11 protein-coding genes are annotated in these 17,123 nt (G+C 42.5%); 4 read left to right on the plus strand and 7 right to left on the minus strand.

Annotated elements, in window-relative coordinates; translation table 11 throughout:
• Positions 1–3: 3 nt before the first annotated feature.
• The 6 genes from GSQ84_RS05195 to GSQ84_RS05220 form a co-directional block, all read right to left on the minus strand.
• Complete coding sequence (locus GSQ84_RS05195; protein ID WP_158796213.1) at positions 4–738, minus strand: (Fe-S)-binding protein; 735 nt, start codon at positions 736–738, stop codon at positions 4–6.
• Entirely contained in the window at positions 735–2,123 is a 1,389-nt protein-coding gene (locus GSQ84_RS05200; RefSeq protein ID WP_158796214.1) for an FGGY-family carbohydrate kinase, read from the minus strand. The genes GSQ84_RS05195 and GSQ84_RS05200 overlap by 4 nt, the downstream gene beginning before the upstream one ends.
• The gene (locus tag GSQ84_RS05205; protein WP_158796215.1) at positions 2,123–3,397 is read right to left on the minus strand and encodes a TIM barrel protein; all 1,275 of its coding nucleotides are present in this window, start codon (positions 3,395–3,397) and stop codon (positions 2,123–2,125) included. Before GSQ84_RS05205 ends, GSQ84_RS05200 begins: the two co-directional genes overlap by 1 nt.
• 22 nt (positions 3,398–3,419) lie before the next feature.
• Positions 3,420–5,540, minus strand: a complete 2,121-nt coding sequence (locus GSQ84_RS05210) for a bifunctional aldolase/short-chain dehydrogenase (RefSeq protein WP_158796216.1) — start codon at positions 5,538–5,540, stop codon at positions 3,420–3,422.
• A 21-nt stretch (positions 5,541–5,561) separates the two neighbouring features.
• Complete coding sequence (gene rhaT / locus GSQ84_RS05215; RefSeq protein ID WP_158796217.1) at positions 5,562–6,638, minus strand: L-rhamnose/proton symporter RhaT; 1,077 nt, start codon at positions 6,636–6,638, stop codon at positions 5,562–5,564.
• Between the two features lie 88 nt (positions 6,639–6,726).
• On the minus strand, positions 6,727–8,172 hold the full coding sequence (locus GSQ84_RS05220) for an arabinose isomerase (protein WP_158796218.1): 1,446 nt from the start codon (positions 8,170–8,172) through the stop codon (positions 6,727–6,729).
• Between the two features lie 155 nt (positions 8,173–8,327).
• On the opposite strand from GSQ84_RS05220, the gene GSQ84_RS05225 reads away from it, so the two are divergent.
• Entirely contained in the window at positions 8,328–9,221 is an 894-nt protein-coding gene (locus GSQ84_RS05225; protein WP_158796219.1) for an AraC family transcriptional regulator, read from the plus strand.
• Here GSQ84_RS05225 and GSQ84_RS05230 read toward each other — a convergent pair.
• Complete coding sequence (locus tag GSQ84_RS05230; protein ID WP_158796220.1) at positions 9,175–10,398, minus strand: ROK family protein; 1,224 nt, start codon at positions 10,396–10,398, stop codon at positions 9,175–9,177. The genes GSQ84_RS05225 and GSQ84_RS05230 overlap by 47 nt on opposite strands.
• 430 nt (positions 10,399–10,828) lie before the next feature.
• On the opposite strand from GSQ84_RS05230, the gene GSQ84_RS05235 reads away from it, so the two are divergent.
• The 3 genes from GSQ84_RS05235 (at position 10,829) to eat (ending at position 17,123) form a co-directional block, all read left to right on the plus strand.
• Complete coding sequence (locus GSQ84_RS05235) at positions 10,829–14,011, plus strand: SusC/RagA family TonB-linked outer membrane protein (RefSeq protein WP_158796221.1); 3,183 nt, start codon at positions 10,829–10,831, stop codon at positions 14,009–14,011.
• A 23-nt stretch (positions 14,012–14,034) separates the two neighbouring features.
• Positions 14,035–15,657 carry a SusD/RagB family nutrient-binding outer membrane lipoprotein gene (locus GSQ84_RS05240; protein ID WP_158796222.1) on the plus strand — a complete coding sequence of 541 codons (1,623 nt, stop codon included), beginning with the start codon at positions 14,035–14,037 and terminating at the stop codon, positions 15,655–15,657.
• A gap of 116 nt (positions 15,658–15,773) precedes the next feature.
• Positions 15,774–17,123 (plus strand): ethanolamine permease, encoded by a 1,350-nt coding sequence (gene eat, locus GSQ84_RS05245; RefSeq protein WP_158796223.1) that lies wholly within the window; start codon positions 15,774–15,776, stop codon positions 17,121–17,123.

Genomic DNA, 17,123 nt, shown 5'->3' on the forward strand with positions numbered 1-17,123 from the left:
TACTTATTCTGCATTCAGTATTTCTGCAATATGCATCACCTTCACCGTGCTGTTCTCTCTTTTAAGGATACCTTCCATATGCATTAAACAAGACATATCGGCACCAATAATATATTCTGCACCATGTGTCAGGTGATCTTTTACCCGGTCTTTACCCATTTTTACAGATACGGCTTCCTCTACTACACAAAAGGTACCGCCAAAACCGCAACATTCATCTTCCCTGCTCAAAGAGATCAGCTCCAACCCTTCTACCTGTGAGAGCAGCTGCCCCGGTTTAGAAAAATAAGGTGCAACCAGCTCTGTCATTTGTGTAAGATATAACCCTCTTTGTCCGTGGCAGCTTTGGTGCAGGCCTACTTTATGGGGAAACTTCGCTTTGAGGTCTTTTACTTTTAAAATATCCACCAGGAATTCCACCAGCTCATATACCTTAGTCCTAACTACAGTAGCTTCTGCCTCTGCGTTTTCTACATGCAGGTGATCTTTGATGTGCAGCACACAGCTTCCTGAAGGGGAAACAATATAGTCGAAACCGCTAAAATTATCCAGGAACAACCGGTTACAATCGCCAGTGAGATGCTCAAAGCCAGAATTGGCCATGGGCTGCCCGCAGCAGGTCTGTCCCGCAGGATAAGTGACATCAACCCCCAGTTTACGCAATAACTGGTAAGTAGCAATACCCGCATTGGGATAAAACTGGTCTACATAACAGGGGATGAATAATCCTACTTTCATATGGCTAAATCATTGTTAGAAGCGTAATACTTTAATTCAATAATATCATTGGGCATAGGCTTGGTATTCCAGCATTTATGTATGGCCAGTGCAGTTCCAATTGCGGTAGCCTGTGCCATAGAAGCCGCAAATATTTCCATATCCGGAAACAACATGGCCAGCAGGTTCATGTAAATTGAATTTTTACTGAAGCCGCCATCTACAAAAATACGTTTAACCTGGCTATCTCCTATCACTAGTTTTGAAGAGGCCAATTGCTGACGGGCAATATCCAAAATAAACTGGTGATAAGCAATTTGATCTGATGCAAACGACGATAGGTCGCGCGTTACAAAAGCCGATTCTTTACTGCTTACCGGTGCTGGTTCCTTCCTTTCGTCCATATCTTTCAGCAATTGATGAATGATCCCCGGGTTGTATTTCATTGTTTTGTAACGGCCAACATTTTGGTTAAAGTGTGCGGCAATACGTTTTACCTGTTGCTCATGTTCATAACCGGCAAAAATACGGGAAGCTTTTACCGGCAATCCTTTGTATTGCAGGTAAGAAAGGCAATCCTGTTCCAGCTCTTCGGGCCTCAACGGAGAAGTGTTAAATGGATTCAGCGTAATACACCAGGTTCCGGTAGAGATCAGCATGAAAGGCTCATGGAAATTGATCAGGTAAGGGATCAATGCTGCAGAGCTGTCATGCAGGCCTACACCTACTTTGTACTGGTTGCCTGGAAATTCTGAAGGGAAAACAGCTTCGGCGTCTACTATTGGCGCCAGCTTCTGATCTAAACCTTCTTTTTTAACCCAGTCGTGATAATCATTTTTTGTAAAATCCCACAACTGCGTATGGCAGCCCACGCTGGTGAGGTCGGAATATTCCTGACCTGTAACCAGATAACTCAGGTACTGCGGCAAGTGCAGCGCATACTTGATCTGTTTATACAGTGCCGGCTTTTCCTTCTTGATCCTGTAAAACTGCATCCCGGAATTCAGGCTATCTAAAACAGGGGATGCTGTTGCCGCTGAAATAGCCGCCTCTCCGCCATATTTTGCGTAAAACTCTTTTTTCAAGTCTTCCGGATAAGCCTTCAAGTAATTGTATAAAGGTGCCAATGGTTTCCCATATTCATCAATATACACAAAGCTGGCCCCGTAGGTAGAGAAATTAATCGCCTTGATATCAAATTCTTTACGCTTCAGTACTTCCCGCAGGGAGTCAAAAATGGACAGCCTGAGGCTCTCCAGATTTTCACAGGGGTCCCCATCCTCATCATAGGTTTCAATGAAGCGGGCAGACCGTTCAAAAACGATCTTATAATTTTCATCGAACAGGAAGATCTTTTTATTGGTCTTCCCGACGTCAAAAATTACAATAACTGGCAGCGCAGCCATTATAGTCCTGTAGCTACGGTTTTCAATCCCCTGTCTGCAATCAGTTTTTCCCTGATTCTCAGCTCACGGTACAATTGCACAGGCTGGGCAGCGCCCCCGCTCCTTAACCTTGCTTCCTGAACGATAGGCCTTACGTCTGTACGGAATGCATCCTGAAGGATCTCCTGGCAGCGCACCACATCATTATCCTGCTGTGCGATATTCAATGCAGCCCGGTCTACCAATAGCGCCTGTGTATAGGAAAGCATAATGGCTTCTACTGATTGCAGCAAATCTTCCAGCGGATCTTTCACGTTGTGTGAAGCATCGATCATCCATCCTAAACCTTTGGCATGATCAATACCTTTGGCATCCATTCCTTCTACGAGTTCATTGAAGATCAGGAAAAGCTGATAAGGCTTCATACTGCCCGCAGTTAAATCATCATCGCCATATTTGGAATCATTGAAGTGGAAACCACCCAGTTTACCCTCCATTAACAACAGGGAAACGATCTGTTCAATGTTTGCATTGGGCAGGTGATGTCCAAGATCAACCAGGGTAAAGGCCTTTGGTCCTAATTTATTGGCATATAATAAAGACTGTCCCCAATCTCCTACCGTTGTAGAATAAAAATTAGGTTCAAAAGCTTTGTATTCTACAAAGATTTTCCATTGCTCCGGTAAGGCAGCATATATTTCCTCCAGGCTTTCCAGTGTATTTTGGAAGGCTTTTCTGAAATTTAGCTGTCCGGGGAAACAGGAGCCATCGGCCAGCCAAACGGTCAGTGCATCAGAGCCCAGGGCTACTCCCTGACGGATCACTTCAATATTGTGTTCAATGGCCTGTTTGCGTACTGCTTTATCTACATGCTGCAGTGAACCGAACTTATAACTTAAAGCCTGGTTGGCCTGGTCCTGGAAGGTGTTGGAGTTCATGGCATCAAAGCGAAGGCCATGATGGCTTGCCAAAGCTTTAATGGCATCGTAATCCTGTGGAATATCCCATGGAATATGGAGGGATATAGCACCGCTCGATCTGTTCAGGCTATTTAACACGCCAATATCTTCGATTTTCTCTTCCAGGCTGCGCGGTTCGCCACCACCGGAAAAACGGCCAAAGCGGGTACCCCCTGTGCCTAATGCCCAGCTTGGAATAGCAATTTGAAACTTGATCAGCTTGCTGATTACTTCTTCTATATGTGGATGTTCTGATGCAGCAAAGCTGAACTTTACCTGATGAGCACTATCCAGTTTTTGATTGTGCTCATCTATCTGATATTTCTCGATTTCCATAAGAATATATTTTTAAAATTAATTACCTAACAAATGCCATGGCTACACCGCCATCCACATTTAATACATTACCTGTTGATTTATTCAATAGACCGCCAACAAATACCAGGCAGGCATTGGCGATATCTTCTGGCAGAATAATCTGGTTCAACAAAGTACGTTTGGCATAAAATGCCGGCAGTTCCTCTACTTTAACACCATAAGCTTTTGCACGGCCGGCAGCCCAGTCGCCCTCCCAGATCTTACTGTCTGAGATCACCGCATCCGGGTTCACTACATTTACCCTGATTTTATCGCCACCTAACTCTGCGGCATTTAATCTGCTCAGGTGAAGCTGTGCAGCTTTTGCAGATCCATAACCTGCATTATTTGGTCCTGAAACCAGTGCATTTTTGCTAACGATATTCAGAATATCGCCACCAATAGCCTGTTTACGCATCACTGCAACCGCTGCCTGGGTAACTTTGAACTGGCCTTTCACCAGTACATCATACAACAGGTCCCAGTCTTTATCCGTATGTTCTTCAATAGGTTTAGAGATCGATAATCCGGCACAGTTCACCACAATATCTACCCCGCCAAAGGCCAAAGCAGCTTTATGGAAAGCGTTATTAATATCCTCTCCGCTGGTCACATCCAGCAAAGCAGTGGTATAAGCATCTTTGCCATACTGGTTTTTAAATTCCTGATCTGCTTTTTCCAAACGGCCGGCATCATTGTCATTGATCACCACTACGGCACCTTCATCAACAAATTTCTTGGCAATCGCTTTACCTATACCACCGGCACTGCCTGTAACCAGGGCTATTTTACCGGATAATGCTTTAGGTTTTGGCATACGCTGTAGTTTTGCTTCTTCCAGCAGCCAGTATTCAATGTTAAAGGCTTCCTGGCGCGGCAATGAAGTATATTCAGAGATCGCCTCTGCACCTTTCATTACATTGATGGCATTGGTATAAAATTCTGCCGCCACACGGGTGGTTTGTTTATCTTTTGAAAAAGAGAACAGGCCTATGCCGGGATAAAGAATGATCACCGGATTCGCATCCCTTATTGCAGGACTATTGGGGTGTTTACAGGTTTCATAATAATCTGCATACATTTTACGGTAAGCCACAAAAGCAGGGGCTAACTTTTCTTTGATCTTTGCAGGGTCTGACAGGTCTTCATCAGGGCTCAGTTCCAGTACCAGCGGACTGATCTTGGTACGCAGAAAGTGATCCGGACAGCTGGTACCCAATGGCGCTAGACGATCGAGGTCGTTGGAATTGATAAACTCCAGTACCCTGGAATCATCGGTAAAATGACCCACCATATGTTTTTCACTGGAACAGAAACCACGGAGAACAGGTGCCAGCAATGCTGCCTGTGCTTCTCGTTGTGTTTTTTCCGGGCTGCTTAATTTTTGTCCGCCGAATACAGGGCCTTTCTTTCCGTAGTTTTCTTCCAGGTAGTTGGCGCAGATCTCGATCACCTCCAGGGTGTTGATATAACTTTCATAGGCAGTATCACCCCAGGTAAACAAACCATGAGAGCCTAACATGATCCCGCGGATTCCGGGATTCTCATCCAGGCAGGCTTTAAGCTGCAGGCCAAGATCGAAACCTGGTTTCTGCCAGCCTACCCAGCCGATGGTTCCGCCAAACAAATCATGGGTGATCTGTTGTCCATCTTTTGCTGCTGCAATAGCGATGGCTGCATCGGGGTGTAAGTGATCAATATGTTTGAAAGGGAGGAACCCGTGTAAAGGCGTATCAATAGAAGGCGCTTTGGAGTTAAGATCGTAGATACAGTGGTTAAACAATTCCACCATTTCATCTTCCTGTTCGATACCACGGTAAATATTTTTCAAACTCCGCAGGCGGTCTACATACAATGCGGCTAATCCATTGCGCTTTAAAGTCCCGATATCCCCTCCCGAACCTTTGATCCACATTACCTCGGCAGTTTTACCTGTCAGCGGATCAATGGCATCGGCCTTGCAGGACGTATTTCCGCCCCCATAATTGGTCAGGCGCAAATCTGCACCTAATAGATTTGAACGATAAAGCAAAAGCGCCACTTCATCTCCTGCTAACTTAGCAGCTTCTGTTTCATCCCATAAATAACTTACGTGTTTAAAACGGTCTCTTTCCTCAGACATATGATTTAATGTTAAATGTTTCTATTTAATTGAGTTTCCATATCCAACTACGATGATGGATATGACAATGAATAAAATACCGGCCAGAACTGTCCGGAATGTTTTTTTGCTGACGGCCGACCATTCTTTTAATACCAGTCCCCATACATTGGCAACCAGGATAATGAAGGCCATATGAAGTATCCATGAGCTTGCGCCATTACCCAGTCTGCTTTCTCCCATTCCATAAAAGAAGAACTGCAGGAACCAGGTAGTACCTGCCAGGGCAGAAAAGATATAATTGGACAGCAGCGGTGTCTTTTTATTAGTATAATCACCAAAGGTTTTATTTCGCGTATTCAGTACCATACACCAGAAAAGGTTAGTAGTAAGGCCACCCCAAAGGATGATCACATAGGTAACGTTATTCTGAAAAAGAAATTCTCCTTGTCCCGGATGGAGTGTTTTCCACAGGTTATTGGCTTCATGTGCCATATCTTTTCCGGCATCAATTCCAAAGGCGAAACAGGCACTGAGAATTCCGGAAATAATTGCTACAACCAGGCCTAACCCGATTTTAAACTCGGCACTTTCTTTGGTTTCTTTTTGTGCAGCCAGGTCTTTCTCTTTCATCATGCCCGCTTTACCGCAAAGGATAATTCCAATGATACAAACCACCAGGCCGGCCAGTACCCATTGTCCCCAGGGGCTGGTAACGATCTCTGTAAAACTATCTTTACCTGCTTTAGGATAAAAGTTATAATAAATAGAAGGGAGAAGCGCCCCGAAAACAGAGCTCAGCCCTAAGATGATAGAACTTCCCAGGGAAACGCCCAGGTACCTTACCCCCAAACCATAGGTAAGTCCGCCGATGCCCCATAAAACACCAAAGAAATAAGTAAGGCCAAGGATACCGCCGTTAGTATGTTTAATGATCTCACCGAAATGAGGAATAGTCAGGTAAGCCGCTAAAGGCGGAACAATCAGCCATGAAAAGATGCCGCCAACAATCCAGTAGCTCTCCCAGGCCCAGCCTTTTACTTTTTTAAAGGGAATGTAAAAACTACCTGAGGCGAAACCTCCGATAAAATGGAATATGACTCCAAAAATGATCTCCATAATTTATATATCTGGTTAGAATAATGAAACAAGTATAATAGATGCAATTGGGTTAACTGTACTTAACTGTCCTGCTCCGTCACAAAAATTAACTGATTTGGATAATCTTCACCCCTAGCAGCTGGCCTAGTTTTTTAATCTTCGATGCCAGGTGACCTGTACCAATAGCACAGTGGTGGGCCGGCCCGGCAGCATTCCACTGCTCTACAAAAGGCCTTGCACCAGCAGGAAAACGGTATCTGCTGTTCGTATTCCCTATTTCCAGGATAGGTCCGGCTACAGACTCTGCTTCGGCCACCAGGAACTCTATTTTGCCATCAGCAGTTTCCACTACAGAAAGTAATGTAACTTTTCCGTGTTTTACCGACATTTCTACAGAGAGGCCGCTTCCTGTCTTACCATGATAGACCTGAAGGGGTTTAACTTTGATCTTTCCTTCGGCAATTCCCGGATGGCAGGGACCATCATGACCCATCAAAACTACATCATCAGTAAAATCCATGGCATAGTATTCTGTAAACGATCCACCCGCAGCAAAGCTATCCATGATCTTCATCGCCTGGGCATTTTTCACCTCATATTCACCTGCTACAGGAATGCCATTGGCCGTGAGTAAGGAGTTGCCGAGGATCACGGAGCTCATGGTTTCTTCATTTTCTGGGTTTCCTGTTCCTTTATGGTAATAAGCCATGGAACCCAGTTTATATTTCGATACGAGTTTATCGAGCGCAACCGAAGTTTTAGCGGCTTTGCGGATCTCTATTTCCTGGCAATCCGCCTGCACGTCAAACTTTTCTACAAATTCTTTTATTTTTTCTTCTACTTCCTGCCCGGTGATGCTGCTTCTTATCGCAGACAATTCATCCACCTCGATGATTTCCATATGGCCGCCAAAGGTGCTGCACTGTAAAGTAAGATTGGTATAGATATCCAGCATGCCGCCATAATAATTACCCATGAGCCCCAACCGGTTATGCGCCAGGATATGGGCTACTTTCGCCGCATCGATCCATTCCTCAATAGCCGTCCATGCGATAGGGTCATCAGTGAGCATCCCTGTAACCTGGTGAAAAGGAATACCGGCACGTTTAAAAACATTGGCAATTTCCGGTACGGTACATGGTGCGCAATAAGATAACCATTCACCTGTCATCTGTGTACGGTTGTTCATTTGATTAAACGACGTATAATCTATAGCTGCTGATGGGGAAAGATTTAAAATGATGACCGGAACACCGGCGCGCTTAACTACAGGAAGAACGGTAGATGATAAGGCATAGGTAGTGACATATAAAAAGATCAGATCTACATCTGCTTCCCTGAACTGGTGCCCTGCGTTAAATGCTTTATCTGTATTATCTATGAGACCAATGTTTATTACTTCTGCCCCAAATTGCTGCAACTGCTGTTCTGCCAGGTGGATATATCCTGTCAGGCGATCTTCTAATCCATCAAATTGTTCCCAGTAAGTGTCCAACCCAATTCCGAACAAACCTACTTTTAGTGACGGAACTCCATTTTGTATTGGTTTCATATCGTTATATTTGGAATAACGAATGTATCGTTACCCGGAAAAAGTAAACTATAGATTTTGATATTTGAGCTGTGATTTTTGACAAAAAGTACAGATCTGTAAATTTTTAGTTGTTTTTTTACAATTTTCGCCAGCCAAAACCAATTGTAAACCTGATGATCAATTATTATAAATACCTTCCCCTGAGTACAGAAGACAAAAAATGGGGATTATATGTATTGGATGCAGGCTGTACCAGAACAGAGCCCTCAGGAATATATCCTATCAGCAACCATCCTTCCCAGTATTATTTCAACTGGAACAATGGCCGTATCCTTGATGAATATCAACTTATTTATATTACCAAAGGTTCTGGTTTCTTCGAATCTGACCACTGCCATTACCAGGAAATAAAAGCGGGTACGATTATCATTTTGTTTCCCGGAGAAAGGCACCGTTATAAACCTGCGGAGCAGACGGGCTGGGACGAATACTGGATAGGCCTAAAAGGAGAAATCTTAGATAATCTGGTAAACAATAGCTTTTTCAGCAGGGAGAACCCTTGTTTATATATCGGTTTCAACGAACAGATATTTGAGATCTATGAAGGGATCATCGAAAAAACGAAAACAGAGGTTACTGGCTATCAGCCTTTAATTTCGGGAGCTGCTTTCTACCTGATGGGCAGTTTACATGCGATTTTAAAGCAGAGTAATGTAGAACATGAGGACAGGGAGATATTAGTTGATAAAGCCAGGATCTTATTCCGCTCTAATATAGATAAAACGTTTTCCCCGGAACAGGCTGCTGAAGAACTGCAGGTAGGCTATTCGTTGTTCAGAAAGGTGTTTAAAAACTATACAGGCCTTTCTCCCGGACAGTATTTTATTCAGCTGAAAATAGAAAAGGCAAAGACTATGCTGGCAGATTCGACCCTCTCGGTGAAGGAAATTGCCTATACGCTTACCTTCGATTCCAGTTTCTACTTTTCAAAAGTATTTAAGGAAAAGACGGGTATGACGCCTACGGCTTACCGGCAGCGGGCGATGGGTATGCAGCTATCGCCATGAGTTTAACTTCAAGGCTTTTCCCAAAATTTTCTACGATCAAAGCGGCCCCTCCAATGAGCTGGGCTTTTGTTTTTAAACCGGAGATCTTAATTTCCGTAAAATGGGTAAGCAACGGAATACAATGTTCATTGATTGCCTGTTGGATAGGTGCAAGCCATAAATTACCGATCACACTTCCTTTACCACTCAATACAATAGTACCAGGGTTTATCAAATGAATCAATATCGCCAGTCCTTCCCCAACGTGATAAGCTGCTTCAGAAATTAGTTTTACAGAGAGCACGTCTCCTTTTATCGCTTCGTTAATGATCCTATCAGCATCGATCTCCTTGTAATTGCTTAAACTGGTAGTATGCCCCTGCGCGATTTTTTCCTTAGCAAGGGCCGTGACTGCAGTTAAGGAGGCACCCGTTTCCAGACAACCATGTTTTCCACAGGTACATAACTTACCATTTTTAAATAATGGAATATGGCTAAACTCTCCTGCAAGACCATTGTTGCCCCTGAAAATTTCATTATTTAAGATCATTCCCAAGCCAATTCCCCATCCCAGATTGAGCACCATCACATTTCTTAGCTGCGCCGCAACACCGAACTTTTGTTCTGCCAAAGCGATAGCAGTAGAATCATTTTCTATAAAAACGGGCAAAGCTATTATTTTCTGTAAATAATCAGCTAAAGACAGGCCGTCTGTTGTTAAATAAGTATAATTAATACCCTTTATCGAATCTACAAATCCAGGCATCGTGATACCGATACCCAAAATATCGATTTTAGAAGTCCCACTGTTTGCTATAAATTGATTAATATGATCGGCCAGCTCTTGAGGTTTCAGGCTGTGTATATCAAATTCGAACCTAACCGCCTCAGTAACAAAATTATTCCCGAGATCTACAATAGCCAGCTGTGCGGAGAACTGGTCCATCGCCACAGACATCAAATAATAAGCACTGGAAATCAATGAATAATTCAAAGGTTTTCTGCCACCACTTGAGTTCGCAAAGCCTTTTTCCTGGACATAATTTTTTTTCTTCAGCTCACTTAACACTTTTGTTACATAAGGAATACTTTTTCCGGTAAACCTGCTCACATCCGCACTAGTCTGCAATTCACTATAATATAAACATTTTATCGTTTCGCTATTATCAATTAATATTTTTGTTTTATTGTTCAACATAAAAAATTTATAGAGTTAATATTTAAAGATTTTTACCGAAGACATTAGATCTTATTAATAATATTAAAAAGATTAGACAACTTAATAAAAAAAAGTTATTTTTAGACTATGATTTAATTATTAAATCTTACAACTTTTATTAAACCTAAACCAAATAAAAAATTCATGTTTTTATTTAAAATCATGAATAGGTATATAGCTATATGTTATTTATCAAAATAATAGCGGATTATCTCCGGATAATTTAACTATTAAATTATTATAGAACACTCTCTTATTCATTTTTACTAAAACCTTTAATCCCAATTATGAAACAGGAAAGAACCCCATCGTAAATTTCAGCAGAAGAATTTAGAGAAGGCCCACCCCAACCATGGGCGTTAAATCTGCAAATCAACTAAACAATACTATCAACCAAAACGAATAAAGTATGAAAATCAATGATAACCTGCGAGGTCCATTGGCAAAAAAAAGCGCTTCAAAGCTCTATTTAGCCAATTTTGCCCTTGCATCCTTATTACTATTCCATCTGGATGCATCAGCTACCGAAAGAAAACATCAAACATCTTTAAAATCAATTGCTTATAAAACAACATTTACTTTACCAAAATCACAATTAGCAGACATTAGAATAACCGGTACAGTAAGAGAAACGAGTGGCGGTGTTTTAGCTGGCGTGAGTGTAAGTATCAAAGGCACTAAAACAGGCACACAAACAGACGCTGCCGGTAAGTTCTCCTTAATGGCAAAACCAGGAGACATTCTGGTATTCACTTATATCAGTTTCGACACCAAAGAAGTTACCGTAGGTTCAGAAACCAACATTAACGTGGTGATGGCAGAAGCGGCAAACGGACTAAACGAAGTTGTTGTTACTGCTTTAGGCATCAAGAGGTCTGAAAAATCATTGACCTATTCTACACAGACAGTTTCCGGAACAGAGCTTACTGATGTTAAAAGTGACAACTTAATGAACTCCCTGAATGGCAAGATTGCCGGGGTAACGATTTCACCCAGCGCTTCGGGCGTAGGCGGATCAGCAAAAGTTATTCTGCGTGGAGAACGGTCAGCTTCAGGAAACAACCAGCCCTTATATGTAATAGATGGTGTACCCATCAGCAACGGTGCTAACGCAAACGGACAGCCTAATGATACTTATGGTGGAACACCTGATGGTGGTGACGGTATCTCAAACCTGAACCCGGAAGATATTGAAAGCATGAACGTGCTGAAAGGGGCTTCTGCAGCAGCATTATATGGTAGTCAGGCAGCGAATGGGGTAATCGTAATTACCACAAAAAAAGGAAAGGCCGGCAAAACCACGATCAACTTTTCCAGCGGTTACACACTCAGCAAAAATGCTTACGAGCCTAAATTCCAAAACGACTATGGCGCAACCACCGCCGGATCTACCACCAGCTGGGGACCAAAAACAAACGGAGGAGCCATTGATAATTTATCTAAATTTTACCAGACAGGCCAAAACTTCACCAATGCGCTTAGCCTGACAGGTGGTAATGAAATTGCCCAGACTTATTTCTCCTATTCCAATACAGATGCCAGAGGAGTGGAACCAGGCAACAAACTGGACAGAAACAACGTGAATTTTCATGAAACAGCTAAGTTTCTGAACAATAAACTGAGTGTTGATGGAAACGTAAATTACATTACACAAAAGATCAATAATAGCCCAACCATCGGTTTTTATACCAATCCTTTAACAGGACTATATTTGTTTCCAAGAGGACAAAACATAGATCCTTATAAAAGCAGCTATGAAGGGCCTAATGGAACGAATGGCGTACCTACACAAAACTGGCCTTTTCAGGAAGACCTACAGCAAAACCCATGGTGGATCATCAACAGAAATACCAATACCGCAACACGTAACCGTATTATGCTAAACGGTAGTGCTAAATATGAATTCACGAACTGGATAAACATACAGGCCCGCGGAAGTATTGACCGTACAGATGACAATTACGATCAGCGTTATTACGCAGGTACATTAGCACCATTAGCAGCAGGAAACGGCAACGGGAGTTATAGCGGATCTGACCAGGTACTTAACCAAAAGTATGGTGATGTGATTGTTAACTTAACCCTTCCGGGAACATCGGATTTTAAATTGGACGGTTTAATTGGTACCAGTATAACGGATCAATTTACCTCGGGATATAATTTCGGATCCGGATCGGGCGGTTATGGACTTTCTATTCCTAATTTATTTACCATTCAGAATATCCAGGTGTCGAATGCTGCACAGGGTGTAAATTCCGGAAGCAACGTGAATACACTGGCCAACTACCATAACCAGATTCAGGCTATATTCGCCAACGCCAATCTTTCTTATAAAGACTGGGCTTATCTGACTTTGACAGGCAGAAATGACTGGTCATCTAATCTGGCCTTTACACCTACCGATCACTACTTTTATCCCTCAGCTGGTTTGTCATTTATTATTAGCCAGATGACCAAACTGCCGGAAGAAATTTCCTACTTTAAAGTTCGCGGAACTTATGCGCAGGTAGGTAATACTGTAGAGCAATACGCTACCTATCCTACCAATACCCCAAGTGCCAACGGTGTAACATTAAGTAGTATTGCCCCTTATCCAACTTTAAAACCAGAAAAAACTAAATCGTTTGAATTGGGAACTGACTTAAGGTTTTTAAAAGATAAATTGAGTGTTAGTTTCACTTATTATAAATCAAACACTTATAATCAATCATTGGAGATCGTCCCTCCGTCACCTTCCGGATATAGCAATGGATATGTAAATGCAGGTAATATTCAAAATACAGGTCTTGAATTCACTGTTGGTTATAATGTAATAAAAACATCAGCTTTTAGCTGGAATACCACACTCAATGGATCAAGAAACGTTAATAAGGTTATTGATCTGGATTCCAAGGATGGCATTGACCTCTTTGCGCTAACCAATAGTAACAGTTACCGTTCTTATTTAGCTAAAGGTGGTTCATTTGGTGATATATATGGCCAAACCATACAAAAAGATGCACAAGGCAGAGTAATACTTACTTCTGAAGGCTTACCATTACTAAGTACTGGTTTTTCTAAAATAGCTAACTCTGCACCGAAATTCCAATTGGGATGGAGCAACAACTTTACTTATAAGCAGTTTTCATTGAATTTCCTGGTTGACGCGAAATTAGGAGGACAAGTAGTTTCTGTAATGCAATCACTATTGGATTCATATGGCGTGTCTGAAGTTTCAGGCCAGGCCCGTAATGCAGGTGGGGTATCGGTAAATGCCGTAAGTGCTACCGGACAGGCAGTAAGCACTGTTGATGCAGAAAAATGGTACACGTCAATTGGCGGCCGTAATGCTGCATTAGGTGAATATGTTTATAGCGCTACCGTGGTACGGCTAAGAGAGGCAGCATTAGGTTACAGCTTTCCGCTAGCCAAAACCGGCGCCATTAAAGCACTTAGACTTTCAGCAACAGGAAGAAACCTGATTTACTTCTACAAAAAAGCTCCTTTTGATCCTGAGGTTACTTCATCAACAGGAAACGGGCTTAGCGGTGTAGACGTTTTCAATCAGCCTGCACAACGCTCTTATGGTTTGAACCTGAATGCTACTTTTTAATTGTATCTCTAAAATTAAAAGCAATGAAAACAAAAAATACTCTAAATAGATACCGTAATCCCTATATGGTGGTGTTTTGCCTGCTGGCAACATTAGGACTAAACAGTTGCAAGAAAAACTTTGAGACTTTTAACACTGATCAAACGGCCATTGCAGATAAAAACCTGCAAATCCCTACTTTATTTATCCCTATTGAGCAGAAAATATTTGTCGATTATCAAATTGCCCAAAACCTGAATGCCGATGCTTATGCAGGTTATTCCACTCCTCCGCAAAAATTCGGCAGAACTTTGTACAACATGAACTATGTATTTGTTGATGGCTGGAATTCAGCTGCCTTTAATGATATCTATCCGGATATCATTGGCCCTATCAAAAATAAATTAGCCGCGCTGAATGTTAAAAGTACATTACCTGATTTCTGGGCAATAGCATTAATTCTTGAAGTTGAAGCAATGGATAGGGTGACCGATAAATTTGGTCCTGCCCCTTATAGCAAAGTTGGTTCTTCGCTGATTTCCATTCCCTACGATAGTCAGCAGAGCATTTATCAGCAAATGTTTCTTCAGCTTGACACTGCTACAACAAACTTATCAACATTCATAGCGGCCAATCCAGGCAAAACACCTTTTGCAAATTCGGATGTTGTTTTTGCAGGTGATTATACGAAATGGTTAAAACTAGCTAACTCATTAAGGTTGCGCCTTGCTATGCATATTGTAAAAGTTGATGCAACAACAGCGCAGGCCCAGGCAGAAAAAGCGATGAGTGCCAATGGAGGATTACTTTCTGATGCCGGCGACGTTGCAGCCATCGCAGGCAGTGGACAAAATGATTATTATGTTATTACAGAAAGTTATACAGATAACTCCATGAGCGCTTCGATACAATCTTACATGGTAGGTTATAATGATCCAAGGCTTCCTAAATATTTCCTTCCGGTAAATACAACTGATGCAACCAAAGGGCCATTACCAGCACAATATGCCGGACAATATCTGGGTATCCGCATTGGCTCTGACGTGGGCAGCAAGCCAATGTACTCCGGGTTCTCGGTATACAACTACAATACTACCTTTACTTCTTCCGCTCCTGAAGTATTCATGACCGCAGCAGAAGTATGGTTCCTGAAAGCGGAAGCTTCGTTAAGAGGCTGGGCGGGTGCTGGTGAGGCACAAGCCGACTATGAAACAGGTATCAATAGATCTATGGCCCAATATGGCGCCAGTGCAGGCGCGGCAGCTTATATTGCAGATGCAACAAGCACCCCACAAGCATATGCAGACCCTTTAAATTCAGTTAACAACTCGCCGGCGCTATCTACCGTTACCGTTAAATGGGACGCCGGAGCCAGCAATGAGGTAAAACTGGAAAGAATCATTACCCAAAAATGGCTGGCCATGTTCCCTGAAGGACAGGAAGCATGGACTGAGTTCAGGCGTACCGGCTATCCTAAATTGTTCCCTGTAGTTAACAATAACAGCAATGGAACAATAGACACACAAACACAAGTTCGTCGTTTAGCTTACCCTATCACTGAATCTCAAACCAATGCAGCTGGCCTGCAGACTGGCCTCAGCCTTCTCGGCGGACCAGATAATGGTGGGACACGTTTATGGTGGGACGTTGCCAAAGGAAATTTCTAATCAACGTCATCAAATAAAAAAAGGCGCCTTAAGGGCGCCTTTTTTTATTTGGGAGTAATCAGTTGAGCGTTAAATTTCATTATATTTCAGTGCCCATAGCATTAACAAAAAAATTAATGGAAAAGCTTAGCTCCGAAAGTTTAAAAAGAACATTAAAACCCATTCATTTGTGGGGCATAGCTGTAGGACTGGTCATTTCGGGCGAATACTTCGGCTGGAACTATGGCTGGGGAGTATCGGGCACTATTGGTTTTTTAATAGCCACGTTAATTGTAACGGTAATGTACATTACTTTTATATTCAGCTACACAGAACTTACCTCATCCATTCCTCATGCAGGAGGGGCTTTTGCTTATAGCTACAAAGCCATGGGGCCGTTCGGAGGCCTGATTGCAGGTTACGCCACCCTCGTTGATTTTTTATTGGCCACACCTGCAATTGCTTTTGCACTAGGTAGCTATCTTCACTTTCTTTACCCTTCAGTTTCTGCTTTGCAGTCAGCATTATTTTTCAACGTGATCTTTATTTTCATCAATATTTCAGGCGTAAAAGAATCCGCAGCCTTCTCGGTTTTCATTACGATACTGGCGGTAGCAGAATTGTTGTTATTTATGGGCATTATAGCCCCGCATTTTAAAATGGGAAATTATCTTCACGATCCGATGCCTTTTGGATGGAAAGGGATATTTGCAGCCCTCCCTTATGCCGTATGGTTTTATCTGGCGATTGAAGGAGTGGCCATGGTTGCCGAAGAAGTTCAGGAGCCAGAAAAAAATATTCCAAAAGGATATATATCCGGCATGGCTACCTTAACCTTACTGGCATTGGGTGTCATGATCCTGACCGGTGGTATTACCGATTGGCACAAACTGAGCAACATCGATTATCCACTTCCCGAAGCCATTGCTGTTGTGCTGGGAAAAGCCAATAGCCTGACTAAAGTATTTGCCAGTATCGGTCTCTTTGGCCTAATCGCTTCTTTTCACGGCACCATACTGGCCTCATCCAGGCAGATCTTTGCCATGGCAAGAAGCGGATACCTTCCCCGGGGATTAGCAAGGGTGAGCCATAGATTCAAAACACCACATTGGTCGGTAATAGCAGGAGGTGTAGTGAGTTTCGCTGCGCTATTTACCGGCACTACCAGCCAGGTGATCATTTTATCTGTGATGGGCGCAGTAGTGATGTATATGATGAGCATGGTCAGTTTGTTTATTTTACGAAAAAAAGAGCCTGAATTAAAACGTCCTTTCCGTTCACCATTTTACCCTGTTTTTCCGGCTGTTGCCCTGGTCTTATCTTTTGTTTGCCTGATGGCGATCGTTTATTATAATCTTATATTGAGTTTTATTTTCTTCGCCGGCCTCGCCGTGTCGGTTTTCATTTTTATTCTTACCGGAAAACATAAAGAAAAGATAACAAATGATGTACTGTTAGAAAATATTGCTGTTCCGATATTAGACTGA

The organism is Pedobacter sp. L105, assembly GCF_009765875.1.
Lineage (GTDB): Bacteria > Bacteroidota > Bacteroidia > Sphingobacteriales > Sphingobacteriaceae > Pedobacter.

Bases quoted from the DNA above. Each gene is read 5' to 3' on its own strand.
- GSQ84_RS05200 (WP_158796214.1), bottom strand. From the start codon at position 2,123: ATGGCTGCGCTGCCAGTTATTGTAATTTTTGACGTCGGGAAGACCAAT.
- GSQ84_RS05205 (WP_158796215.1), bottom strand. From the start codon at position 3,397: ATGGAAATCGAGAAATATCAGATAGATGAGCACAATCAAAAACTGGAT.
- GSQ84_RS05240 (WP_158796222.1), top strand. From the start codon at position 14,035: ATGAAAACAAAAAATACTCTAAATAGATACCGTAATCCCTATATGGTG.
- GSQ84_RS05225 (WP_158796219.1), top strand. From the start codon at position 8,328: ATGATCAATTATTATAAATACCTTCCCCTGAGTACAGAAGACAAAAAA.
- GSQ84_RS05210 (WP_158796216.1), bottom strand. From the start codon at position 5,540: ATGTCTGAGGAAAGAGACCGTTTTAAACACGTAAGTTATTTATGGGAT.
- GSQ84_RS05220 (WP_158796218.1), bottom strand. From the start codon at position 8,172: ATGAAACCAATACAAAATGGAGTTCCGTCACTAAAAGTAGGTTTGTTC.
- eat (WP_158796223.1), top strand. From the start codon at position 15,774: ATGGAAAAGCTTAGCTCCGAAAGTTTAAAAAGAACATTAAAACCCATT.
- GSQ84_RS05235 (WP_158796221.1), top strand. From the start codon at position 10,829: ATGAAAATCAATGATAACCTGCGAGGTCCATTGGCAAAAAAAAGCGCT.
- rhaT (WP_158796217.1), bottom strand. From the start codon at position 6,638: ATGGAGATCATTTTTGGAGTCATATTCCATTTTATCGGAGGTTTCGCC.
- GSQ84_RS05195 (WP_158796213.1), bottom strand. From the start codon at position 738: ATGAAAGTAGGATTATTCATCCCCTGTTATGTAGACCAGTTTTATCCC.
- GSQ84_RS05230 (WP_158796220.1), bottom strand. From the start codon at position 10,398: ATGTTGAACAATAAAACAAAAATATTAATTGATAATAGCGAAACGATA.